We start from the raw sequence: 21,593 nt of genomic DNA on the forward strand, positions 1-21,593 counted from the left end.
CGTATGCGAAACCCCTTCGACGACGATGATGCGCAGTTCTACGTACTGGTCAACGAGGAGGGCGAACATTCGCTGTGGCCGGTGTTCGCGTCGGTCCCGAGTGGGTGGACCATTGCCCACGGCCCGAATGCCAGACAGGCCTGTCTGGACTATGTCGAGTCGCACTGGACGGATATGCGCCCGCAATCGCTGGTCGACTCGATGAGCAGTGAAGCCAACTGAGGCCTGCCGTGCTGTGCGCTGTAAGAGCCCCTGCACTGCGCCCTGGGAACAGTCCGGGGCGCGTAGCCGCGGCGGTGTCCGATGCCGCGGTGCGCGGGCCCGCCGGAAAGCCATCGACATTACCGTCGCGGGCCGCTGTTCGGCAGCGGTTCGGAAACTGTGGTATTGGCGTGAAACAGCCGCGGGAAGGCCTTCGGCTATTCGATTTACCGGCATGTGATAGGGCGCACATGTCTCTGAACAGCGCTTATTTCACTTCGATATGGCGAATTTGAGCACAGTGCAGACAAAACGTGACGTATCTGGCATCATCTACAGCGCCTTGAAGATCGAGACCGATCCGCGATCTCGGCACGGCGTGTCGAGACGGTGTCGTCCTCAGGGGCATTCGGGCCGGACTGTGCGCCGGGACGGATGCCACCGAGCAGATCGGCCTATCGGCCGGTTCGCTGGGAGCTGCTCGTCGTCGCTCTCCGGAGTCGATCGGCGCCACCGGCCGTGCCGGTCACGGGGGAGTTGCTGATGTCAGCACTGCCTGTGCCCGTATGGGCCGGAGTGCCGGACGGATTGCCGCTCCCGGTCCGGTGCGCCGCCGATTGTGCCTCTCCGCGCGGGCCGTTCGGCACTCGAACACGTCCGGTGGTCGAAAGACCATCGGCCGACCAAGGACTCGGAACCGGGCTAGCGGTTCCGCACGGTCGTACCGGCTTCCGAGCCGGAGTGTCCGTGGCTTATGAGAGGAAGTACCACCAGTGACCACCACCACTGTCCCGGTGACCACCACCGTGCCCGTGACCACCACGGTTCCGGTCACCACGACCGTGCCTGTGACCACCACCGTGCCGGTGACCACCACGACCGCCGTGACCACGACCACCACGGCCGTCACCACCACGACCGCCACGGCGACGACGACCACCACGACGACCGACCCGACCGCGATGTACGGGCAGATGCTGACCCAGGTGCTGAACTTCCTCGCCGCCGGCAGCTCGATCGGTTACCAGCCCTGATCCGAGCGGCCGAGCGGCCGGCCGGCCGTATCTGCCTGGTGCTCACTGTTTCAGCCATTGCGGCTGCCTGACCCACACCCCTGACTCTCGGTCTCCGAGATCGTTGAAGGAGAACCCACATGACCACTACCACTGTGCCGGTCACCACGACCACGGCGGTTTCCATCTCGACGTCCCCGCCGCCGGCGTTCAACACCGGCAGCTCCAGCCTGGACAACGTCGTGAACGCGATCGCGTGGGCCCTGTCGAACGGTTCGTCCATCACGTTCAACCACGGCGCCCCCTGATGTCCGGCAGGCCTGCCGTCCGGCGGGCCTGGCAACCGGCGGGCCTGGTAGCGAATGTCGATGCCGCGGCAGGGTTTTGCCTGTCGCGGCATTCGGCCTGACCGCACCCGGCGGCTACCGTCACGGTGACGAATACAATGGCCGGTATGACCGATGCTTTTCGCTTCAATGCTGCGGTCTCGGTCGAACTGGTTGTGTTGACGCTCGGTTCCCGAGTGACAATGAACGACACACTGTGCGCCTTGTTGATTCAGCGTCTACACGCGCCACATCGCGCACGCTGGGCGCTGCCCGGGGGTTTCGTCCGCCCGGAAGAGAGCCTCTCCGCCGCCGCGGTCCGAGAATTGCGAGAAGAGACAGCAATTCGCGCCGACCGCCTGCGCCTCGAACAACTGGCCACCTACGGTGAGCCGGGCCGCGACCCGCGCGGCCGGGTGATCAGCACCGTCTATCTCACGCTGACCCCGAATCTGCCACCGCCACAACCTGGTTCCAGTGCCAAGGCGGCCGCGATCCACCCGGTCGACCGCGTCCTCGCCGACCCGGGCCGAATTGCCTTCGACCACCACCGAATTCTCGCCGACGCGGTCGATGCCGCCCGGGACATGCTGGTGCACACTCCGATCGCCACCGAGTTCTGCGCCCCGGAATTCACCGTCGCCGAATTACGCCGCGTCTACGAGGTCTTCTGGGGCACCACACTCGATTCCCGAACCTTCCATCGCAAGGCAACCGGAATCCCCGGTTTCCTGGAGCCCACCGGCCGCGCCACCACACGTGACGGCGGCCGTTCCGCCCAGCTCTACCGATCCGGCCCGGCCCGCACGCTGCATCCGCCACTCGCCCGGCCCAGCTGATTTCGGCTGCGGCGTTGCGGTCCGGTACCGGTTCGGCTACCGGCACATCAGATCCCGCTGCGGTGGTACACCTTTGCTATGACTGGCAATGGTGCCGGAGTGCCGACGGCGGCCGGGAAATCGTCGGAATTCTGGGGATATGTGATGTGGGGGCTGGCGGCGGCGGCGATCGCCGGGCCCGAGTTGGCGGCGGTCTTCCGGGCCGGGGACTGGCCGACCATCTCTTCGACGGTCGGGCATCTGGCCGATGCGCACGCGTGGGTGCGGTTGATCGTGGTCGCGGTCATCGTCCTGCTCGGCTACTACGCGATTCCACAGCTGAACGCGCTACCGCCGGTGACCGATCGGGCGGTGACGCCGGGCGGTCGCACCACGCGATACGGCGAGTTGGTGCGCGCCGGTGGCCTCGGCGGCTACCTCGTGCTCGCAGCTGCGGCTCTGATCGCCGCGGCCGTATTCGCCGGTGCCGCACGGCATGTGCATCCGGGAACCTATTCCGGTGCCTATGTTCTCTACGGCGCGGTCGCCCTGCTGTGGGTGGTCGTACCCAGCCTGCTCGCCTACTTCTGGTCGCGAGATGTCCCGTTCCCCACCCTGTTCCGGACCGTCGCATACCTGGAGTTGCGCATTCCGGCAGCGGCCGCGATCGTCCTGACCGGCCTGGTGATCCTGCTGCTGCATCTGGCGTTCTACCCGTGGCCCCGGATGCCCTGAGCCGGAGGGTGATTCACAACCAATTGTTGCGGCGGAAATTGAAGAACAACACGACGCATGCGGTCACCATGAGACCGAGAACCACGAAATAGCCGTATTTCCAATCGAGTTCGGGCATGAATTTGAAATTCATGCCGTAGATTCCGGCGATCGCGGTGGGTACCGCCGCGATCGCCGCCCACGCGGAGATCTTGCGCATATCGGTGTTCTGCTGCACACCGACTTTCGCGAGCGCGGCATTGATGAGCGCGCTGAGTGATTCGTCGTAGTCGCGGATGTGGTCGGCGACTTGGGTCTGGTGATCCGATACGTCGCGCAGGTAGCGGCGAATCTCCTTGGGCAGCTCGGGTTCCGGGCCGCTGGCCAGCTGCTGCAGGGGGACGGTCAGCGGCGCCACCGCCCGCCGGAACTCCACCACCTCGCGCTTGAGCTGGTAGATCGGTTCGACGGCCAGGCCGGCGCCCGGGCTGAACACCCGCTCCTCGATATCGTCGATCTCGTCGCTGATATCGTCGGACACCTCGACGTACATGTCCACGATATGGTCGGCGACCGCGTGCAGCACCGCGGTCGGCCCGTGCCGCAACAGCTGCGGCTTCTGCTCGAGGTCCGCACGGACGCCGCGTAATTCGCTCGGATTCCCGAGCCGCACCGTGATCACGAACTGGGGCGCGCAGATCACCGTGATCTGTCCGGTGTTCACGATCTCGCTGACCGTGAGCCGCACGTGCTCCACGTATTCGACCGTCCGCATGATCAGCAGGACCTTGTCGTCGTAGCGTTCCACCTTGGGGCGCTGCCCCGGATCCAGCACGTCCTCGACCGCGAGCTGATGCAACCCGAAGGTCCGCGCCAGCTCGGCCATCAGCGACTCGTCCGGGTCGTGCAGGCCCAGCCACAGGAAACTATCCGGCCGCTCGCGCACCGCCGCCAGCGCGACGGCGGGGTCGCTGCAGCCCGGCAGCCGGACACCGTCGGCGTAGACCGCGCAGTCGACGATCGGCCCGGCCGGAAGCGCCGCACCGGACTGTTTGCGACCACGGAACGAAGGCACGGGCATTCGCCGCATGCTAGTGCATAGGGAAGTTATCGGACAGCCGTCTTATGCGGCCGAGCCGCGGTGAACCGCACGAACCACATGCGACATGTCCCAAGCGGTGTCGTCGGCCGTCCACGCGCCGTAGTCACGCAGCAGGGTGTCCGTGGACCGATCGTCGATGTCGGCGAACCCGTAGGACCGCAACAGTTCGGCGACCTCGTCCGGGGTGACCCGGGTGTGGATCGGTTCACCGGCGGCGGCGAGATCACTGTCCTGTGCGTGGAAGAACTCGGGGTCGGTGGGTTTCACCGGCTGCAGGTAGTCGGTCACCAGATGCACCGGCCCACCTTGACCGGCCACGTATTCCAGCGTCTGCGCGATCGCGGGCCGCTCGAGGTACATCAGCACTCCCTGCCAGACGAACACCGCCGGCTCGTCCCGCCGCCACCCGGCCGCCGCCAGCCCGTCGGCGAGGCTCTGGGTTTCGAAGTCCACCGGCGCGAAGGCCACCGTCTCCGGCACGGCGATCCCGGCTTGCCGCAGCAGATGCACCTTCATCACCTGCGTGTTCGGATGGTCGACCTCCACCACCCGCACCCCGGCGTGTGGATTCCGGTACGCGAACGTCTCCAGCCCCGCCCCGAGCAACACCACCTGCCGCGCCCCCGCCGCAACCCCCGCCGCGATGGTCTCCTCCGCGAACCGCGCCCGCGCCGCCAGGAACAGTCGCCACGTCCGCCGCCCCAGGTTGTCGGTCCCCGCGGTCTTCTCCCGCAACTCCACCGGATCCATCCCCAGGATCGGCACCGCGAGCGGATCGGCGAACACCGGCGGGTCCGGCGCAACCTGATGACACGCCCGCGTCACCGCAGTGGTTACACAGGTAATGCTGGGCTTGGATTCGAGCACCCCGTCACGCTACGTGGTCCCGCGAATTCCCACCGGAAGTGGTTCGAATTCGTCACGGCAGAAGTTCGAACGCCTCGACATGCCGCGGCCGCACCGCGGAGAAGTGCCGTCGGTCGACCGTCGCGATCTGGGTGATCTTCAGTCGTTCGGCGGCTGCGATCACCGATGCGTCCGCGGTGCCCAAGGGCCGATCGCGGTATCGGGCAACCAGTTCGGCGATCCGCAGCCAGTCGGCGGGATGGACGGGCTCGACTTCGAAAAGGCCTTCGGCGAAGTCGCCGAGGAAACGCACTTCGGCGTCGGCGCCGAGCCGGGTGCCGATCAGATAGGCGGCTTCGGTGATGACCAGGGCTGGCACGACCAGTGGGCCCCGGTGTGTTTGCAGCAGCTTCAGGCTTGCTCGGTGGTGGGCGTCGTCGGCGTCGACATAGGCGTAGAGCGGACCCGCATCGACGATCAGCCGGGCTATCGGTCCCACTCCCCGCGCAGGATCTCTTCGATCCGCTCGGAGATATCCGATCGTCCACTGCGGCCGGCTCCGGCCGCGCCGAAATGTCGAGCTCCGTCGTTCGGCAGGTGCGCGGCTATCGCTTCGCGGGTCCATTCGGACACGGTCATCTCCCGTCTGGCCGCTTCGTGGCGGACTCTGCTGTCGAGGTCGTCGGGAAGCTTGATGGTTGTTCGTTTCATGGTATGCCAGCATACCGTCGGGCCTCAGCGCAAGTCGGACGTGCGGCTGGCTGCCGCGTGATTGCCGGACGATTGCGCGCGTGGTCGGATTCGGTACCGGAACGGGTCGGACCGGCCGAGCGGGCGGCAGATGCGCCGCGTATCGAACCTGTATCGGTTTGCCCGGAATCACTGGCCGCGACGCCCGGCACACCCGTAACCTCCCCACGACAGGACCGTTCGGAAACAGTAGAAGGCAGGGCGTTGCACACCGTCGAACTGGATCGGACGATTCACGCCCCCATCGAAGCCGTTTTCGAATGGTTCAACGACGGAACCAACTATGAACGGCTGGCGCTCGTGCGTCGGGTGACCCTGATCCGCCCGGGCGCGACCGAGGAGCACGGCGTCGGTGCGGTGCGGCTGGCAATTCTGCCGTTCTTCCGGTTCAACAACGAGATCGTCGCCTACGACCCGCCGCACAGTTTCGGCTACCAGATCCGGCATTCGATACCGCCGCTGGACCACGACGGCGTCGTCACGTTCGAATCGATTCGCGGCAATGCCACCCATGTGCACTGGCACGTGGATCTGCAGATGAAGACCCGCCATTTCGCCGGCATCCTGACCGAACTGTCCGCGCCCTATGTTTACGGCGGTCTCGCCGCGGCGGTACGCGCCGCCGAACGGGAGTTGCGCGGGACCACGACCCGCTCGAGTTGAGGGGTGGGCACGGCCTGATCAGCGCAGCGCGGCCAGGGCCATCTCGCGCAGGATCGGCCGGGCGCGCCCCGACTGCGCGGTGGGCGCGCTGTGCGGCGTGGAGTTGATCAGACCGAACGCGGCATGGGCCTGTACCCGGGCCGCGGCTTCGGGCAGCTCGGGATGCAGGTCGCGCAGGACCGTCACCCACACCTCGACGTACTGCCGCTGGGTGCGGCGGACCCGGTGCCGTTCGGTGGCGGGCAGGCTCTCCAGGTCGCGATCCTGGATGCGGATCAGTTCGGGCTTGCTGAATGCGAAGTCGAGGTGGAAGTCGACGAGGGCCTCGAGCGCCGCGGCGGGGGATGCGGCGGCGGCCGCGACCGCTTGCCCGCCGGACAGCAGCTCGTTGGAGATACCGGCCAGCAACTCGACCAGTACCGCCTCCTTGTTGGGGAAGTGGCGGTAGACGGCGGGACCGCTGATGCCGGCGGCGGCACCCAGGTCGTCGAGCCGGACGCCGGGGTAGCCGCGCTCGGCGAACAGCCGGGCACCGGCGCGCAGGAGTTCTTCTCGGCGTTGCGCTTTCAACAGTTCACGGCGGGTGGGTTCCGCGCTGTTCACGGTCCCTCCTCCGTGGTCACTGGACAACTCAGTTAATCGAGATTATCTTGAATCTCAGTTATTGACAACTAACCGAACTTGGCAGGACGGTCGCGATGACGGCACTTCGGGAAGCGGTGGGCAACCGCGCGGCCCATCAGGCGCTGGTGGCGGAGCTGCGGGACAAGCAGGCCACCGCGGCACTGGGCGGCTCGGCGAGCAGCCGGGAACGGCACGTCGCGCGCGGCAAGCTGCTGCCCCGCGAGCGGGTGAACCAACTGCTCGACCCGGGCAGCCCCTTCCTCGAGCTGTCCGCGCTGGCCGCCGGCGGCATGTACGGCGACGACTGCCCGGGCGCGGGCGTGATCGCGGGCATCGGGCGGGTATCGGGCCGCGAATGCCTGATCATCGCCAACGACGCCACCGTGAAGGGCGGCACCTACTATCCGATCGCGGTCAAGAAGCACCTGCGCGCCCAAGAGGTGGCCGCGCAGAACCATCTGCCCTGCATCTACCTGGTCGATTCCGGCGGCGCCTTCCTGCCCCGCCAGGACGAGGTCTTCCCCGATCGGGAACACTTCGGCCGCATCTTCTTCAACCAGGCCAACATGTCCGCCCGCGGCATCCCGCAGATCTCCGCGGTCATGGGCTCGTGTACCGCGGGCGGCGCCTACGTGCCCGCCATGAGCGACGAGACCGTCATCGTGCGCAACCAGGGCACCATCTTCCTCGGCGGCCCGCCGCTGGTGAAGGCCGCGACCGGTGAGGTGGTGACCGCGGAGGAGCTCGGCGGCGGCGACCTGCACTCGCGGGTCTCCGGCGTCACCGACCATTTGGCCGACAGCGACACCGACGCCCTGCGCATCGTGCGCGAGATCGTGGCCACCCTGCCACCCGCGCCGCCGGCCCCCTGGCCGGTTCGTCCCGCTGTGGAACCCGTTGCGCCGCAGGACGAGTTGTACGACGTGGTCCCGGTCGACCTCCGCACCCCATACGATGTACGGGAAGTCATCGGCCGGATCGTCGACGGCGGCGAATATCAGGAATTCAAGGCCGAATACGGCCGCACCCTGGTCACCGCCTTTGCCCACATCCACGGTCACCCGGTCGGCATCGTGGCCAACAACGGCGTGCTGTTCGCCGAATCCGCGCTCAAGGGAGCGCATTTCGTCGAGCTCTGCGACCAGCGCAAGATCCCGCTGCTGTTCCTGCAGAACATCACCGGCTTCATGGTGGGCCGCGACTACGAGGCCGGCGGGATCGCCAAGCACGGCGCCAAGATGGTGACCGCGGTCGCCTGCGCCCGGGTCCCGAAGCTGACCGTGGTGATCGGCGGATCCTACGGCGCCGGAAACTATTCCATGTGCGGGCGCGCGTATTCGCCCCGCTTCCTGTGGATGTGGCCGAACGCCCGCATCTCGGTCATGGGCGGGGAACAGGCCGCGTCGGTGCTGTCGACCATTCGCGGCGAGCAGCTCGGCGACGCCTGGACGCCCGAGGAGCAGGAGGCGTTCAAGGCGCCGATCCGCGAACAGTACGAGCACCAAGGCAATCCGTACTACTCGACCGCCCGGCTCTGGGACGACGGGGTCATCGACCCGGCCGACACCCGGACCGTCCTCGGCCTCGCGCTCTCGGTGTGTGCGCAGGCCCCGCTCGAACCCGTCTCCTACGGCGTCTTCCGGATGTGACCACGACCATGACGATGAACAACTCCTCCCTCGCCGAGTTCCACACCGTGCTGGTCGCCAATCGCGGCGAGATCGCGGTCCGGGTCATGCGGACGTTGCGCCGCTTGGGTATTCGCTCGGTGGCTGTCTACAGCGACGCCGACGCCGACGCGCTGCACGTGCGCGAGGCCGACCTCGCGGTCCGGCTGGGTCCCGCCCCGGCCCGCGAGAGCTACCTCGACATCGACAAGGTGGTCGCGGCCGCGGTCGCGAGCGGTGCGCAGGCCGTGCACCCGGGATACGGCTTCCTGTCGGAGAACTCGGCGTTCGCGGCGGCACTGGCCGCGGCCGGCATCACCTTCATCGGCCCCTCCGCGCGCGCCATCGAGATCATGGGCGACAAGATCGCGGCCAAGAACGCGGTGGTCGAATTCGGGGTGCCGGTGGTGCCCGGTATCGCCCGGCCCGGCCTGACCGATGCCGAATTGATCGCCGCCGCAACCGAAATCGGTTATCCGGTGCTGGTGAAACCGTCCGCCGGTGGTGGCGGTAAGGGTATGCGCCGGGTGGACGATCCGCAGGACCTGCCCGCCGCCCTGGTCAGCGCGCGGCGCGAGGCGGGCGCGGCGTTCGGTGACGACACCCTGTTCCTGGAGCGCTTCGTCGCCCGGCCCCGGCACATCGAGGTGCAGATCATCGCCGACGGCTACGGCCACGTCCTGCACCTCGGCGAACGTGAATGCAGCCTGCAGCGCCGTCACCAGAAGGTGATCGAGGAGGCGCCCTCGCCGCTGTTGGACGCGGCCACGCGCGAGCGGATCGGCCAGGCGGCCTGCGACACCGCGCGCAGCGTCGACTACGTGGGCGCCGGCACGGTCGAATTCATCGTCTCCGCCGATCGCCCGGACGAGTTCTTCTTCATGGAGATGAACACCCGACTGCAGGTCGAGCACCCGGTCACCGAACTGGTGACCGGCGTCGACCTGGTGGAATGCCAGGTGCGGGTGGCAGCCGGGCAGAAACTGGGCCTGGCCCAGGACGAGATCGCGCTGCGTGGTCACGCGATCGAGGCTCGGGTGTATGCCGAGGATCCCGCGCGCGGCTTCCTACCCACCGGCGGCACCGTGCTGGCGCTGGCCGAACCGGCCGGCGCGGGCGTGCGGGTGGACTCCGGCCTGCGCACCGGCACGGTGGTCGGCAGCGACTACGACCCCATGCTGGCCAAGATCGTCGCGTGGGCCCCCGACCGTGCGGCGGCGCTCACGAAACTCGACCGGGCCCTGGCCGACACCCAGGTGCTCGGCGTCACCACCAATATCGACTTCCTGCGTTTCCTGTTGGCGGACAGCGACGTTCGGGCCGGTCGGCTCGATACCGCGCTGCTGGATCTGCGCGCTCCCGACTTCACCCCCGCTCCGGTCGGCGACGAACAGTTCGTGGCTGCCGCGGTGTCCCGCTGGCTCCGGCGCTGGCCGACAACGCCGTCCAGCGTGTGGGAGATCCCCGACGGCTGGCGTGCGGGAGCTCCGGCCGCGCCGACCGTGCTGCGCCTCAGCGGTGGTGACCGGACCGTGCACGTCGCGATCACCGGAAAACCATCGGCCGCAACGGTAGTCGTCACAGTCGACGGTGCCGCCGGTCCGGGTGGCGCCGGCGAGCCGGGTGCCGCCGACGAACCTCGCCGCACCGGCGAGCTCAGCGGCGCCGTCGCTGGGGAGACCGGCAGCGCGCCCGGTGCCGGACTGTCGCGGACCCTCAGTGCCGCAATCGAACCGACGGGCTTCGGCCCGGCCACCACTGCGCACCCGGGATCGCCTGCCGCGCAGCGGCCCAGCGCACCACACACCGCCGCCGTGCTCACTGTGACCCTCGACGGCATCCGCCGCACCTATCGTGTCGCCGAACACGAAGGCCACCTGTGGGTCGCCGACGCCACCGGTGTCGCGCAGGTCCGCGAGGTCGCCGAACAGCGCCTGCGGGCCGACACCGCACACGTCGGTGAGGCCGAGGTCCTCAGCCCCATGCCGGGTTCCGTGATCGCGGTCCTGGTCGAACCGGGTGCGACGGTGGCCGTGGGCGACCCGATCGTGGTGGTCGAGGCGATGAAGATGGAGCACACCCTGACCGCGCCGATCGCGGGCACCGTCGAACTGACGGCAGCCGCCGGCGCCCAGGTGCGGCTCGAGCAGGTCCTGGCCCGGGTCGTCCCGGTCGAAACAGGTTCCGCCGCAGCAGATGTGAACAACGACGTGAAGGAAGCACAGCGATGACCGACTATCTGTCCACCGGGACTCTCCCGGAGGAGTATCAGCAGCTCGCGCTGACGGTCCGGGACTTCACCCAGCAGGTGGTCGCGCCGGTCTCCGCGAAACACGATGCCGAGCGCAGCTTTCCGTACGAAGTCGTCAAGGGCATGGGTGACATGGGCCTGTTCGGCCTGCCGTTCTCGGAGGAGTTCGGCGGCATGGGCGGCAACTACTTCACCCTGTGCCTGGCGCTCGAGGAACTGGCCAAGGTGGATCAGTCCGTGGCCATGACCCTGGAAGCCGGTGTCTCGCTGGGCGCCATGCCGATCTACCGCTTCGGCACCCAGGAGCAGAAGGAGCGCTACCTGCCCGAACTCGTCGCAGGCCAGGCGCTCGCGGGCTTCGGCCTCACCGAACCGGGCTGCGGCTCCGACGCCGGCGGCACCCGCACCACCGCGGTCCGCGACGGCGACGAGTGGGTGATCAACGGCAGCAAGCAGTTCATCACCAACTCCGGCACCGACATCACCAAGCTGGTGACCGTCACCGCCGTCACCGGGCAGCGCGACGGCAAGAAGGAGATCTCCACGATCATCGTGCCCTCGGGCACAACTGGTTTCGTGGTCGAACCGCCGTATCACAAGCTGGGCTGGCACGCTTCGGACACGCATCCGCTGGCCTTCACCGATTGCCGTGTGCCGCAGGAGAATCTGCTCGGCGACGAGGGCCGCGGCTACGCGAACTTCCTGCGTATCCTCGACGAGGGCCGCATCGCCATCGCGGCCGTCTCGGTGGGTGTCGCGCAGGGCTGTGTGGACGAATGCGTGCGTTATGCGGGGGAGCGGGAGGCGTTCGGCAAGACCATCGGCAGCTACCAGGCGATCGCCTTCAAGATCGCGCGCATGGAGGCGCGGGCGCACGCCGCCCGGGCCGCCTACTACGACGCCGCCGCACTCATGCTGTCCGGCAAGCCGTTCAAGAAGGCCGCCGCGGTGGCCAAGCTGGTGGCCGGTGAGGCCGCGATGGACAACTCCCGCGACGCCACCCAGGTGTTCGGCGGCATGGGCTTCATGAACGAGACCGTCGTCGCCCGGCACTACCGCGACAGCAAGATCCTGGAGATCGGTGAGGGCACCACCGAGGTGCAGCTCATGCTGATCGGCCGGGAGCTGGGATTGTGACCGAGCCCGTCCGCCGGATCGTGCAGCGCGGCTTGTGGTTCGAGGAGTTCGAGGTCGGTGTGCTCTACGAGCACCGGCCCGGGCGCACCGTGACCGAGGCCGACAACGTGCTGTTCACGACGCTGACCATGAACACCCAGGCCCTGCACTTGGACGCGGCCGTCTCCGACGCGCTGCCCCCGTTCAACGCCCGCCTGGTGAACTCGATGTTCACGCTGTCGACCCTGGTCGGCCTGTCGGTCGCCCAGCTGACCCAGGGCACCATCGTGGCCAACCTCGGCTTCTCCGAGATCGCCTTCCCGAAGCCGATGTTCCACGGTGACACGCTCTATGCGGAAACCCTGGTCACGGCGAAGCGGGAATCGAACAGCCGCCCCGGCGAAGGCATCGTCACCTTCGCCCACACCGGCCGCAACCAGCACGGGGACGTGGTGGCGACCGCGGTCCGGAAGACGCTTGTGCGGAAGGAGCCGGTGTGATCCGGCCTGAGCGCACAATCATCGCGGTCTACAGGCAACAATTGCCGGCTCGAGCCGAACATTGTGCGCTCGGGCCGGAGTCAGCGTTGCGGAGGCGATCGGCATGACCTGGCAGCTACCCGGATCGGCCTGGCTCTTCTGCCCGGCCGACCGTCCCGAGCGATACGCCAAGGCCGCCGCGGCCGCGGATGTGGTGATCCTCGATCTCGAGGACGGCGTCGCGGCCGCCGACCGCCCGGTCGCGCGCGAAGCTCTGGTGGCGACGCCGCTGGACCCCGAGCGCACCGTGGTGCGGGTCAACGCGGCCGGTACCGAGGATCAGGCGCTCGATCTGGCGGCCCTGGCCCGGACCGGCTACCGGCGGCTCATGCTGCCCAAGAGCGAATCCGCCGAACAGGTTGCGGCACTGCGCGATTACGAGGTCGTCGTCCTGGTCGAGTCGCCGCTGGGCGCGGTCCGGGTCGCCGATATCGTGCAGGCCCCCAACGCGATCGGTGTCATGTGGGGTGCGGAGGACCTGGTGGCCGCGCTCGGCGGCAACTCCAGCCGCAACGCCGACGGCTCCTACCGGGACTTCGCCCGCCACGTCCGGACGGCATCGCTGTTGGCCGCCAAGGCATTCGGCCGCTTCGCGCTGGACTCGGTGTACCTGGACATCCGCGACCTGGACGGACTTCGAGCGGAATCCGACGACGCGGTCGCGGTCGGTTTCGACGCGAAGGTCGCCATTCACCCGTCGCAGGTCGAGGTGATCCGCGCCGCCTACGCGCCCACCCCCGCGGAGGTGGACTGGGCACGCCGGCTACTAGCCGAGGTCGAGGGCAATTTCGGTGTCTTCACTTTCGAGGGCCGCATGGTCGACGGCCCGATCATCAAGCAGGCCGAGCGGATCCTGCGGCGGGCCGGAGACGTGCGCTGACAGCTGTTCGGTAGGAGTCCGGTCGGGGCGCGGGATGTGCCAGAGTGGCTGGCGGATGTGGGTTCGCCGGCAGATGTTTCACAGGAGGAGTGCGGGATGGAACCACAGTGGGTGCCGACCGAGGCCGACGTAGCCCGGGCGCAGATCACGGCGTTCGCGGAGTTCGCCGCGCCGCGTGCGGGCCGGTCCTTCCCCGGGTACCGGGAGCTGTGGGAGTGGTCGGTCGCGGATCCGGCCGCGTTCTGGGGCACGTTGTGGGAGTGGTTCGGTTTCGGGCCCGCACCGCAGCCGGTGCTCGCCTCCACGGAAATGCCGGGCGCGCAATGGTTCCCGGGCACCACCCTCAACTACGTGGACCGCATCGCCGCGCAGGCGCGCGACGACCGCCCGGCGATCGTGTACGCGGCCGAGGACGGCAGCAGCACCGAATGGTCGTGGGCCGAACTGCTCGGCCGCACCGCACGTTTCGCGCGGACCCTGCGCGAGCTCGGCGTCGGTCCCGGTGACCGGGTGGTCGGGTACCTGCCGAACGTGCCCGAGACGATCGTGGCGTTCCTGGCCACCGCGAGCCTCGGCGCGATCTGGAGTGCCTGCGGCCAGGACTATTCGGCGAAGGCCGCCCTGGACCGGCTCGGCCAGCTGGAGCCGGTGGTGCTGGTGACCGCCGACGGCTACCGATTCGGCGGGAAGGCCCACGACAAGCGGGCCGACATCGCCGCCCTGCGGGCCGGGCTGCCGCGGCTGCGGGCCACCGTGGTGGTCTCCCGGCTCGGCGAACGTGTCGACGGCACACTGGATTTCGACGAGGTCTCCGCGTCGGCGTGCGAAGCGCCGGTCACCACGCCGGTCGCCTTCGACCATCCGCTGTGGATCCTGTTCTCCTCCGGCACCACCGGCCTGCCCAAGGGAATCGTCCACGGGCACGGGGGAGTTCTGCTGGAACACCTGAAAGCCGTTGCCCTGCAGTCGGACATCGGTCCCGCCGACACCTTCTTCTGGTACACCAGCCCGAGCTGGATGATGTGGAACTTCCAGGTCGCCGGCCTTCTGGTCGGCGCCACCATCGTCTGTTACGACGGCAGCCCCACCTATCCGGCCGCGGATGCGTTGTGGGACATCGCCGCTCGCACCGGCGCCACCGTCTTCGGCACCAGCCCGGGTTACGTGCTCGCCTGTATGAAGGCCGGTTCCGTGCCGCGCCGCGACCACGATCTGTCCGCGCTGCGCTCGGTGGGTATCACCGGCTCCGCGCTGCCGGAGTCCTCGGCGCTCTGGCTGGGCGAGAACGCCGGCGACCACGTACAGGTCGCCTCGATCAGCGGCGGCACCGACGTGGTGTCGGCCTTCATGGGTGGCGCACCGACCGTCCCGGTCTGGCCCGGTGAGCTGTCGGCACCGTTCCTGGGTGTGGCGCTGGACGCCTGGGACGAGGCCGGACAGCCGGTGCGCGGCAGTGTCGGGGAATTGGTGGTCACCGCCCCGATGCCGTCCATGCCGGTCTCCTTCTGGGCCGACCCCGACGGATCTCGCTATCGCGCAGCCTATTTCGACACCTATCCCGGTGTGTGGCGGCACGGTGACTGGATCACGTTCACCGAGCACGGCAGTGTCGTGGTGCACGGCCGGTCCGACTCCACCCTGAACCGGCACGGCATCCGGATGGGTTCGGCGGATATCTATCAGGCCGTGGAATCGCTGCCCGAGATCGCCGAGGCGCTGGTCATCGGCGTCGAACTACCCGACGGCGGCTACTGGATGCCGCTGTTCGTGGTCCCGGCGGCCGGTGCCGAACTGAGCCCGGAGCTCGAGCAGCGCATCGCTGCGGTGATCCGGGCCGAGGTCTCGCCGCGGCACGTGCCCGATGTGGTGATCGCCGCGCCCGCGATCCCGCACACCCGCACCGGCAAGAAGCTCGAGGTCCCGATCAAGAAGCTGTTCCAGGGCGCCGACCCGGCGAAGGTGGTCGAACGCAGCGCCGTCGACGACCCGGACCTGCTCGATTGGTATGCGGCCGTGCAGGTTCCGAAGGGATAGCCGGTCGACGGGTCCGTATCGCGTTGTGCCGGACCGGGACCGACCTCGACAGGTCGGTCTCGCGTTGTGCCGGACCGGGACCGACCTAGACGGGTCCGTCTTGCGTTGCGCCGGACCTGGACCGACCTCGACCGGTCCGCGTTGTGCCGGACCGGGACCGACGTCGGCGGGTACGTCTCGCGTTGCCGGACCGGGCACGGACCTCGACGGGTCCGTGCTCTCGGTTCTAGTTGCCGGGTGCGTCCGGCCCGGGCAGGCCGGGAAGCGCGGGCAGGCTCGGCAGCTCGAAGGTCGGCACGGTGATCGTGGGGATCATCGAGTTCACGTCCGGCAGGGCGGCGGAACCGGCCTGCCACCACGGGACCTCCGGGGCCGGTTCGGGTTCGGGCTCCGGCTCTTCGGTGGTGGGCCGCGACGGGACGTAGCGCGGCGGCGGGGCCGTGGTGGTCGGTGTCCGCATGATCGCGTTGTTCTCGTCCGGCGGGTCGCCGGCGCCCGGTGCGTTCACCCCGGGCTGGACCGTGACCCCGGGCTGCTGGTGCCCGTCGCCGGGCGCCGCGTGGGACAGGCCCGCGCACAGGACTGCGAGTGCCACCGGCACCGCGCCGAGTGCGGCCACCCGGCCGGTGAGAACGGTGATCTGACGGCGACTGCTCACCGCTGTCCCCCTCTTCGCGAAGAACTCTGGAAATCGGCTGCCCCGAAGGCAGTTCAGCGACAGTCTACGAGCCGTCCGCGTCGCGTGCCCAGCGACCGGTTCCCTTGGCGGACACTACTGTTCGGAAGGTTCCGCGCCGGTGATCCGCCAGGCCTGCAGCGGCAGGTCGGTGCACGCCGGGGTCAGGGTCACCGTGCTGTGCGGCTGCGCCACCTGGCTGAACGGGAAGCCTTGGATCGTGGGTGGCAGATCCGGCCAGCCGACGATGTGCGGCAGCGGGAGCAGGCCGGTCACACAGTCGGCCACGCCGGTCACGACGTAGGCCACGTCGGTGTCGTTGGCGCAGGTCAGGCCGTCGCAGCTGACGCCGGGGGCGATGTCGTCGGCGCTCGCGGTGCCGGCGGTGGCGATCGACACGGCGGCCGCGCCCATCAATACGGCAAAGCCCTTGACCTGCTTGTTCATTCCGAGTTGCTCCTAGCCTGGTAGCGCGGTCGTGGTGCGCCACCGCCGGATTCATCCTAGTCACGTCGGAGCCCGATTTCAGCGCGGGGCTGGGAACTTCCTGTGCGGGAGGAAGGGGTGCGACGGGTGGCCGGTTCAGCTATCGATCGGCAACGTCAGACTCGAGCTGGAAGGTGGTGCGACGCCGCCGTCGCCGGTGCTGGTCACCGTTCGATAACCGCGTCTTGATCATGCTGTGTAGGCGAGGGTAATCTCAGTTTTCGGCGGCATTTCGGGAGGTTGGTCCGATTCGAGAGCGCTCGGGAGGTCGGGAGTGAATGACCGTTCGATCGTTGCGGGTCGACCCCGGGGCCGAAGGCAACTCGGCTCGAATGCCAAGCAGACGTTTAACTGCACATTCGCTGATCTGGGGTAGTACGAAGTCGGCCCGGGCGCGGTCCCGGCAGTGTCATGACTTCCGATGTCCCTGTGGCGCGATGTGATTCGCCATCGCGGCGCGTGGTAACCGACATCAGTCGACTTTTTCTGTCCCTGATCCGGGGGGTCGTGCGCGGCCCGCGGACCGAACACGGTGGAGGCGTCGTGAGCATGATTTTCACCCCCGACGTTCCGGCCGGCGAACTCACGATCGCCGAATGCCGACAGGTCCGGCTGGCCTGCGTAGCAGGCGACGCCCTGCGGATACGGGCCGCGGCCGAACGGATCCTGGAGACCAATCGCCGCCGCTGGCACGGGCGCGGCGACTTCGAGTCGTTCCCGGCCATCCGGCGCTGGCAGCACTTCCGGTCCAGCCCGTTCGCCACCGACCCCTCCCCGTTCGAACTGGTCGAACAGCTCGCGAGCGGCCGACGACTGGTCGTGCCCGGCGCGGCCGCGGCGCTGGCCGCCGCGATCATGGTGACCTCGGGCTGCCCGGCCACCAGCCACCACCACGACCGCGACTTGTTCGTGACGATCTACGCCCAGGCCGCCGACGATCTGAGCCTCGCCGAGGACCTGGCCGTCACCGTGGTCGAGGTGGCCGGCGGCCGGGTCACCCAGCGCATCGAACGGACCGTGGTGATCGTGTCCGCCGCGCCGCAGACCCGGCAGCCGGCGGCACCCCGCGAAGCGCCGGCACCGGTCGAGTCGCCGGTCGTCCCCACCGCCGCCTGAGTTCCTAGCCGGCGCGCGGGCCGTTGCGGCCCTGGATCCGATCGTGGATCAGCTTTCCGTCGGCCATGTGGAACACCTCGTCCATGCGGGCCAGATGCGTCGTGTCGTGCGTGACCAGCAGGGTCGCCGCGTCGTGCTGCCGGCTCAGCTCGATGATCAGGTCCAGGACCGCCGCGCCGCGCGCCGAGTCCAGTGCGCTGGTCGGCTCGTCGACCACCAGGAGCGCGGGCGAATTCATCAGGGCGCGAGCAAGATTCACGCGCTGCCGCTGCCCGCCCGACAGCTGCGCGGGGCGGCGGTGCGCCACCTCGGTCAGGCCGACCGCGTCCAGCAGGTCCATGGCCCGGGCCCGGGTCGCCCGGCGCACGCGCTGCGGGACGCACACCCGGTCACCCAGGTGCCCGGTGACCTCGAGCTGTTCGACCGCGGTCAGCGACGGCAGCAGGTTCGGCTGCTGGAACATGATGCCGATCTCCTTGCGGCGCACCGTAGCCGCGTCGCGGCGGCTCAGGCCGGTCAGATCGACTGTGCTGCCACCGGATTCGAGGGTCACCGTGCCGGTGTCCGCGCGCTGCAGAGTCGAAACCACCGCCAGCAGAGAGGATTTGCCGGATCCGGAGGGGCCGGTGATCCCGGTGACGGACCCGCCACCGGCACGGAACGACACCCGATCCAAAGCCGTTGTGCGCGTGAGCCCGTCGGGGTAGGTGAGGGTCACATCGGTGACCGTGAGTGTGGTCGTCATGACAACTCCTGAACAGACAGTGGCGGATTCCGGGCTCAGCGGCTGCGGCCGAGCGCGGCCAGCGGGTCGGCCGAAGCCAGGAAGCGCAGTGCCGCCGCGGCACCGAGCGCACCGAGCCCGGTCAGCAGGACGGCCGGTTGCAGCGTGGTCGACGCGTCCAGGACGAACGGCATCGAATCGCCCATCAACCGCGACGCCAGCGCCGTCACCCCGACCCCGACCGCGGAACCGGTGACCAGCACCAGCAGCGCCTGACCGAGCGAATCGCGCACCAGCGATCGGGTGGTGGCGCCCAGCGCCTTGAGCGTGGCGATGTCGGCGGTGCGCTGCATGGTCCACACCACGAAGAACGCGCCGATCATCAGTGCGGAGATGGCGAGCAGCAGGACCGTCATGAGCGTCAGCGAGCTGTGCTCGGCCTGGTAGGACGACAGCGCCGTCGGTGCGTCGGAGACGGCCACGGTGGTGGTGTGGGTGCCCGCGGCCACGGCGGCGGGGTCGGCGATCCCGGAGGTCACCAGGACCGTCGCGGCCGGCGCGGCCGGATCCGCGGCCCGCTGGTCGGCCAGCGAGGTCCACACCACCGGGCCGTGCCCGAACCAGTCGTCGCCACCGACCGCGGCGACGGTCAGGGTGGTGCCGCCGATGCTCACGTGGTCGCCCGTCGTGGCGTCGAGCTTCTTGGCGGCGGGCGCGCTCAGGATCACCGAACCGGGGGTTGCGGCCGGATAGCCGAAGGCGGTCCCGTCGGTGCCGATCACGACCACCGGCTGCGGCGAGGCCGAGCCGAACCCGGGCGCGGGTGCCGCGCTCTTGGCCGCGACATCCTGCACGTGCTCGCCGGTGCGGACGGCCTGGGTGCGGCCGATCCCGACCGGCTCGGCCGTCCCGGCCTGCTGCCAGGACCGGACCTGGTCGGCGGTCAGCGCCGAGGCGTCGAACGACGGGGTCGACCCGTTGTCGGCGAAGACCAGCACCTGGCCGTGCAGGCGTTGCAGGGCGGAGATGTTCTGGTGGCCCAGGCCCGCGGTCAGGCCGCTCAGGAAACTGACCAGGACGGCGACCAGCACGACCACCAGGGTGATCAACAGGAATCGGCCACGGGCGGCCCGCAACTCACGTAGTGCGACGAACATACTTCGACTCTCCCGCTCGGCGGCCGCGCGCACATCGACCGCACGGTCCGGACCGCGCATCCTCCGGAGGGTGTGCGAATCCACCTTTCGATGGATGCCGGACGGGTAACCCCGCATAAGCTGGCAGAGTGCATCGGTCCCCCCTCGCCCCCGTCTTCGCCGGCATGCAGATCGGCCTGCACGCGCTGATGGTGGTGCTCACCACGGTGGTCGTGGTGCGGGCGCTGACCGGCGACGGCCCGCACTGGGTGGTCGTGGTCACGGCGGTGCTGTTCCTGGCGTTGTACTTCGCCGGGATCGCGCTGCGTGGTCGCCCGACCGCGGCCCAGGTCTGGCTGGGCGGTCTCACCCTGCTGTGGCTGGTGCTGCTGTGGCTCGTGCCCGACGCGGTGTATCTGGTGTTCGGGCTGTTCTTCCTCTATATGCATCTGCTGCCGCGGATCTGGGGAATGGTCGCGGTCGTCGTGGCGACCGCGGTGTCGGTGATCGGTTTCGCCGCCCAGCGCGGGTGGTCCGCGGGTGCGGTCGTCGGCCCGGTGCTGGGCGCGCTGGTCGCGGTCGCGATCGGGCTCGGCTACGGCGCGCTGTTCCGCGAGGCCGCGGAACGACAGCGGCTGATCGACGAATTGCTCGCCACCCGAGCCACCCTCGCCGAACAGGAACGCGCCGCGGGCGTCGCGGCCGAACGCCAGCGCCTGGCCCACGAGATCCACGACACGGTGGCCCAGGGCCTGGCCAGCATCCAGCTGCTGCTGCACGCGGGGGAGCAGGCCGCACCGGATCATCCCGCGCTGGAACAGATCCGGCTCGCCCGCGAGACCGCGGCGGAGAGTCTCGCCGAAACCCGCCAGCTGATCGGCGATCTCACGCCCGCGGTACTCGACGGCCAGTCGCTCACCGAGGCCCTGACCCGGGTCGCGGAGCGGGCCGGCGGCCCGGGGCTGCAGGCCGGGCTGGTGGTCGAGGGCGAGCCGCAGCGGCTGCCCATGCCGATCGAGGCGGCGCTGGTGCGGGTGGCGCAGGGCGCGGTCGCCAACGTGGTCCAGCATGCTGGGGCCGAGCGGCTCCGGTTGACGCTCACCTACGCCGACGACGGCATCCTGCTGGACGTGGTGGACGACGGGGTCGGCTTCGATCCGGAAGATCCGGCGGTACCGGGCTTCGGCCTGCGCACCATGCGGTCGCGGGTGGAACAGCAGGGCGGTTCGCTCAGCGTCGAATCCGAGCCCGGGCACACCGCGGTCACCGTGTCGTTCCCGGTGGAGCGCTCATGATCCGGGTGCTGCTGGCCGACGATCACGCCATCGTGCGCGCCGGGCTGCGCGCGCTGCTGTCCACCGCCGGGGACATCGAGGTGGTCGGTGAGGCGGCCACCGCCGATGAGGCCGTAGCCCTGTGCGGCGCAACCGAAGTCGAACTCGTGCTGATGGATCTTCGCTTCGGGCAAGGGCATTCGGGAGTCGATGCGACAACGGCGTTGCGTGCCTTGCCGTCCCCGCCGCAAGTTCTCGTGGTCACCAACTACGACACCGATGCCGACATCCTCGGTGCGGTCGAGGCCGGCGCGTGCGGCTACATCCTCAAGGACACCCCGCCGGCCGAGTTGCTGGTCGCGGTCCGGGCCGCCGCGTCGGGGGAGAGTGTGCTGTCCCCGGCTGTCGCCACCCGGCTGATGACCCGGGTCCGCACCCCGGATTCGGCTCTGACGCCGCGTGAGGTCGAGGTGCTGCGGTTGGTCGCCGACGGGCACTCGAATCGCGAGATCGCGCGGCAGTTGTTCCTGGGGGAGACGACGGTGAAATCGCACCTGGTGCACATCTACGCCAAGCTCGGAGTGAAATCGCGGACCTCCGCGGTTGCCCGCGCCCGCGAGCGCGGCGCACTGTAGCC

The 21,593-nt window shown here is 69.0% G+C and carries 24 protein-coding genes; 15 read left to right on the forward strand and 9 right to left on the reverse strand.

What is annotated here, in order from left to right:
- Positions 1–3: 3 nt before the first annotated feature.
- The 5 genes from EBN03_RS20335 to EBN03_RS20350 all read left to right on the forward strand — a co-directional run bounded on the left by EBN03_RS20335 (position 4) and on the right by EBN03_RS20350 (position 3,093).
- The gene (locus EBN03_RS20335) at positions 4–222 is read left to right on the forward strand and encodes an MbtH family protein (protein ID WP_122189641.1); all 219 of its coding nucleotides are present in this window, start codon (positions 4–6) and stop codon (positions 220–222) included.
- 752 nt (positions 223–974) lie between these two features.
- The gene (locus tag EBN03_RS33795) at positions 975–1,235 is read left to right on the forward strand and encodes a hypothetical protein (RefSeq protein WP_147471647.1); all 261 of its coding nucleotides are present in this window, start codon (positions 975–977) and stop codon (positions 1,233–1,235) included.
- Between the two features lie 119 nt (positions 1,236–1,354).
- The gene (locus EBN03_RS34250; RefSeq protein ID WP_158675688.1) at positions 1,355–1,522 is read left to right on the forward strand and encodes a hypothetical protein; all 168 of its coding nucleotides are present in this window, start codon (positions 1,355–1,357) and stop codon (positions 1,520–1,522) included.
- A gap of 146 nt (positions 1,523–1,668) precedes the next feature.
- The gene (locus EBN03_RS20345) at positions 1,669–2,379 is read left to right on the forward strand and encodes an NUDIX hydrolase (RefSeq protein ID WP_122189643.1); all 711 of its coding nucleotides are present in this window, start codon (positions 1,669–1,671) and stop codon (positions 2,377–2,379) included.
- Between the two features lie 78 nt (positions 2,380–2,457).
- Positions 2,458–3,093: a hypothetical protein gene (locus EBN03_RS20350; RefSeq protein ID WP_122189644.1), complete on the forward strand. Its 636-nt coding sequence runs from the start codon at positions 2,458–2,460 to the stop codon at positions 3,091–3,093.
- Between the two features lie 13 nt (positions 3,094–3,106).
- On the opposite strand, the gene corA is transcribed toward EBN03_RS20350, so the two are convergent.
- The 4 genes from corA to EBN03_RS35855 are packed head-to-tail and all read right to left on the reverse strand — an operon-like array spanning position 3,107 to position 5,716.
- Positions 3,107–4,153 carry a magnesium/cobalt transporter CorA gene (gene corA / locus EBN03_RS20355; protein WP_325052090.1) on the reverse strand — a complete coding sequence of 349 codons (1,047 nt, stop codon included), beginning with the start codon at positions 4,151–4,153 and terminating at the stop codon, positions 3,107–3,109.
- Between the two features lie 42 nt (positions 4,154–4,195).
- Positions 4,196–5,041, reverse strand: a complete 846-nt coding sequence (locus tag EBN03_RS20360) for a class I SAM-dependent methyltransferase (RefSeq protein ID WP_122189646.1) — start codon at positions 5,039–5,041, stop codon at positions 4,196–4,198.
- A gap of 52 nt (positions 5,042–5,093) precedes the next feature.
- Positions 5,094–5,519, reverse strand: a complete 426-nt coding sequence (locus EBN03_RS20365; protein ID WP_199742896.1) for a type II toxin-antitoxin system VapC family toxin — start codon at positions 5,517–5,519, stop codon at positions 5,094–5,096.
- On the reverse strand, positions 5,507–5,716 hold the full coding sequence (locus EBN03_RS35855) for a hypothetical protein (RefSeq protein ID WP_407671192.1): 210 nt from the start codon (positions 5,714–5,716) through the stop codon (positions 5,507–5,509). The genes EBN03_RS20365 and EBN03_RS35855 overlap by 13 nt, the downstream gene beginning before the upstream one ends.
- On the opposite strand from EBN03_RS35855, the gene EBN03_RS35135 reads away from it, so the two are divergent.
- A complete protein-coding gene (locus EBN03_RS35135; RefSeq protein ID WP_233608479.1) occupies positions 5,618–6,433 on the forward strand; it encodes an SRPBCC family protein in 816 nt (271 codons plus the stop codon). The genes EBN03_RS35855 and EBN03_RS35135 overlap by 99 nt on opposite strands.
- A gap of 18 nt (positions 6,434–6,451) precedes the next feature.
- Here the strand turns inward: EBN03_RS35135 and EBN03_RS20380 are convergent, their stop codons facing one another.
- Positions 6,452–7,036, reverse strand: a complete 585-nt coding sequence (locus EBN03_RS20380; RefSeq protein WP_233608480.1) for an SACE_7040 family transcriptional regulator — start codon at positions 7,034–7,036, stop codon at positions 6,452–6,454.
- 95 nt (positions 7,037–7,131) lie between these two features.
- On the opposite strand from EBN03_RS20380, the gene EBN03_RS20385 reads away from it, so the two are divergent.
- From EBN03_RS20385 to EBN03_RS20410, 6 genes are all read left to right on the forward strand, one after another.
- Complete coding sequence (locus EBN03_RS20385; RefSeq protein WP_122189649.1) at positions 7,132–8,706, forward strand: carboxyl transferase domain-containing protein; 1,575 nt, start codon at positions 7,132–7,134, stop codon at positions 8,704–8,706.
- Between the two features lie 8 nt (positions 8,707–8,714).
- Positions 8,715–10,955 carry an ATP-binding protein gene (locus EBN03_RS20390; RefSeq protein ID WP_407671187.1) on the forward strand — a complete coding sequence of 747 codons (2,241 nt, stop codon included), beginning with the start codon at positions 8,715–8,717 and terminating at the stop codon, positions 10,953–10,955.
- A complete protein-coding gene (locus EBN03_RS20395; protein ID WP_122189650.1) occupies positions 10,952–12,112 on the forward strand; it encodes an acyl-CoA dehydrogenase family protein in 1,161 nt (386 codons plus the stop codon). Before EBN03_RS20390 ends, EBN03_RS20395 begins: the two co-directional genes overlap by 4 nt.
- Entirely contained in the window at positions 12,109–12,591 is a 483-nt protein-coding gene (locus tag EBN03_RS20400) for a MaoC family dehydratase (protein ID WP_122189651.1), read from the forward strand. Before EBN03_RS20395 ends, EBN03_RS20400 begins: the two co-directional genes overlap by 4 nt.
- 103 nt (positions 12,592–12,694) lie before the next feature.
- A complete protein-coding gene (locus EBN03_RS20405) occupies positions 12,695–13,510 on the forward strand; it encodes an HpcH/HpaI aldolase/citrate lyase family protein (RefSeq protein ID WP_122189652.1) in 816 nt (271 codons plus the stop codon).
- A 96-nt stretch (positions 13,511–13,606) separates the two neighbouring features.
- Positions 13,607–15,544, forward strand: coding sequence for an acetoacetate--CoA ligase (locus tag EBN03_RS20410; protein WP_122189653.1), 1,938 nt, complete (start codon positions 13,607–13,609; stop codon positions 15,542–15,544).
- A 226-nt stretch (positions 15,545–15,770) separates the two neighbouring features.
- Here the strand turns inward: EBN03_RS20410 and EBN03_RS20415 are convergent, their stop codons facing one another.
- Both EBN03_RS20415 and EBN03_RS20420 read right to left on the reverse strand, forming a co-directional pair.
- The gene (locus EBN03_RS20415; RefSeq protein WP_122189654.1) at positions 15,771–16,202 is read right to left on the reverse strand and encodes a hypothetical protein; all 432 of its coding nucleotides are present in this window, start codon (positions 16,200–16,202) and stop codon (positions 15,771–15,773) included.
- Between the two features lie 114 nt (positions 16,203–16,316).
- Positions 16,317–16,667: a hypothetical protein gene (locus EBN03_RS20420; RefSeq protein WP_122189655.1), complete on the reverse strand. Its 351-nt coding sequence runs from the start codon at positions 16,665–16,667 to the stop codon at positions 16,317–16,319.
- Between the two features lie 582 nt (positions 16,668–17,249).
- Between EBN03_RS20420 and EBN03_RS20425 the strand changes: the two genes are divergently transcribed.
- Positions 17,250–17,822 (forward strand): hypothetical protein, encoded by a 573-nt coding sequence (locus tag EBN03_RS20425; RefSeq protein WP_147471649.1) that lies wholly within the window; start codon positions 17,250–17,252, stop codon positions 17,820–17,822.
- A 4-nt stretch (positions 17,823–17,826) separates the two neighbouring features.
- Here EBN03_RS20425 and EBN03_RS20430 read toward each other — a convergent pair whose 3' ends face one another.
- Together EBN03_RS20430 and EBN03_RS20435 are read right to left on the reverse strand one after the other, a co-directional pair.
- A complete protein-coding gene (locus EBN03_RS20430; protein ID WP_122189657.1) occupies positions 17,827–18,567 on the reverse strand; it encodes an ABC transporter ATP-binding protein in 741 nt (246 codons plus the stop codon).
- A 35-nt stretch (positions 18,568–18,602) separates the two neighbouring features.
- Positions 18,603–19,703, reverse strand: a complete 1,101-nt coding sequence (locus EBN03_RS20435) for an ABC transporter permease (RefSeq protein ID WP_122189725.1) — start codon at positions 19,701–19,703, stop codon at positions 18,603–18,605.
- A gap of 128 nt (positions 19,704–19,831) precedes the next feature.
- Here EBN03_RS20435 and EBN03_RS20440 point away from each other — a divergent pair, with 128 nt between their 5' ends.
- Both EBN03_RS20440 and EBN03_RS20445 read left to right on the forward strand, forming a co-directional pair.
- On the forward strand, positions 19,832–20,977 hold the full coding sequence (locus tag EBN03_RS20440; RefSeq protein ID WP_122189658.1) for a sensor histidine kinase: 1,146 nt from the start codon (positions 19,832–19,834) through the stop codon (positions 20,975–20,977).
- The gene (locus EBN03_RS20445; protein WP_122189659.1) at positions 20,974–21,591 is read left to right on the forward strand and encodes a LuxR C-terminal-related transcriptional regulator; all 618 of its coding nucleotides are present in this window, start codon (positions 20,974–20,976) and stop codon (positions 21,589–21,591) included. The genes EBN03_RS20440 and EBN03_RS20445 overlap by 4 nt, the downstream gene beginning before the upstream one ends.
- Positions 21,592–21,593: the final 2 nt, after the last annotated feature.

Source organism: Nocardia stercoris (assembly GCF_003696265.1).
GTDB classification, from domain to species: Bacteria; Actinomycetota; Actinomycetes; order Mycobacteriales; family Mycobacteriaceae; genus Nocardia; species Nocardia stercoris.

Excerpts from the sequence above, each read along its gene's own strand:
- EBN03_RS20335 (WP_122189641.1), top strand. The coding sequence starts at position 4 with ATGCGAAACCCCTTCGACGACGATGATGCGCAGTTCTACGTACTGGTC.
- EBN03_RS34250 (WP_158675688.1), top strand. The coding sequence starts at position 1,355 with ATGACCACTACCACTGTGCCGGTCACCACGACCACGGCGGTTTCCATC.
- EBN03_RS20345 (WP_122189643.1), top strand. The coding sequence starts at position 1,669 with ATGACCGATGCTTTTCGCTTCAATGCTGCGGTCTCGGTCGAACTGGTT.
- EBN03_RS20350 (WP_122189644.1), top strand. The coding sequence starts at position 2,458 with ATGACTGGCAATGGTGCCGGAGTGCCGACGGCGGCCGGGAAATCGTCG.
- corA (WP_325052090.1), bottom strand. The coding sequence starts at position 4,153 with ATGCCCGTGCCTTCGTTCCGTGGTCGCAAACAGTCCGGTGCGGCGCTT.
- EBN03_RS20385 (WP_122189649.1), top strand. The coding sequence starts at position 7,132 with ATGACGGCACTTCGGGAAGCGGTGGGCAACCGCGCGGCCCATCAGGCG.
- EBN03_RS20390 (WP_407671187.1), top strand. The coding sequence starts at position 8,715 with ATGACGATGAACAACTCCTCCCTCGCCGAGTTCCACACCGTGCTGGTC.
- EBN03_RS20395 (WP_122189650.1), top strand. The coding sequence starts at position 10,952 with ATGACCGACTATCTGTCCACCGGGACTCTCCCGGAGGAGTATCAGCAG.
- EBN03_RS20405 (WP_122189652.1), top strand. The coding sequence starts at position 12,695 with ATGACCTGGCAGCTACCCGGATCGGCCTGGCTCTTCTGCCCGGCCGAC.
- EBN03_RS20410 (WP_122189653.1), top strand. The coding sequence starts at position 13,607 with ATGGAACCACAGTGGGTGCCGACCGAGGCCGACGTAGCCCGGGCGCAG.
- EBN03_RS20420 (WP_122189655.1), bottom strand. The coding sequence starts at position 16,667 with ATGAACAAGCAGGTCAAGGGCTTTGCCGTATTGATGGGCGCGGCCGCC.
- EBN03_RS20430 (WP_122189657.1), bottom strand. The coding sequence starts at position 18,567 with ATGACGACCACACTCACGGTCACCGATGTGACCCTCACCTACCCCGAC.
- EBN03_RS20435 (WP_122189725.1), bottom strand. The coding sequence starts at position 19,703 with ATGTTCGTCGCACTACGTGAGTTGCGGGCCGCCCGTGGCCGATTCCTG.
- EBN03_RS20445 (WP_122189659.1), top strand. The coding sequence starts at position 20,974 with ATGATCCGGGTGCTGCTGGCCGACGATCACGCCATCGTGCGCGCCGGG.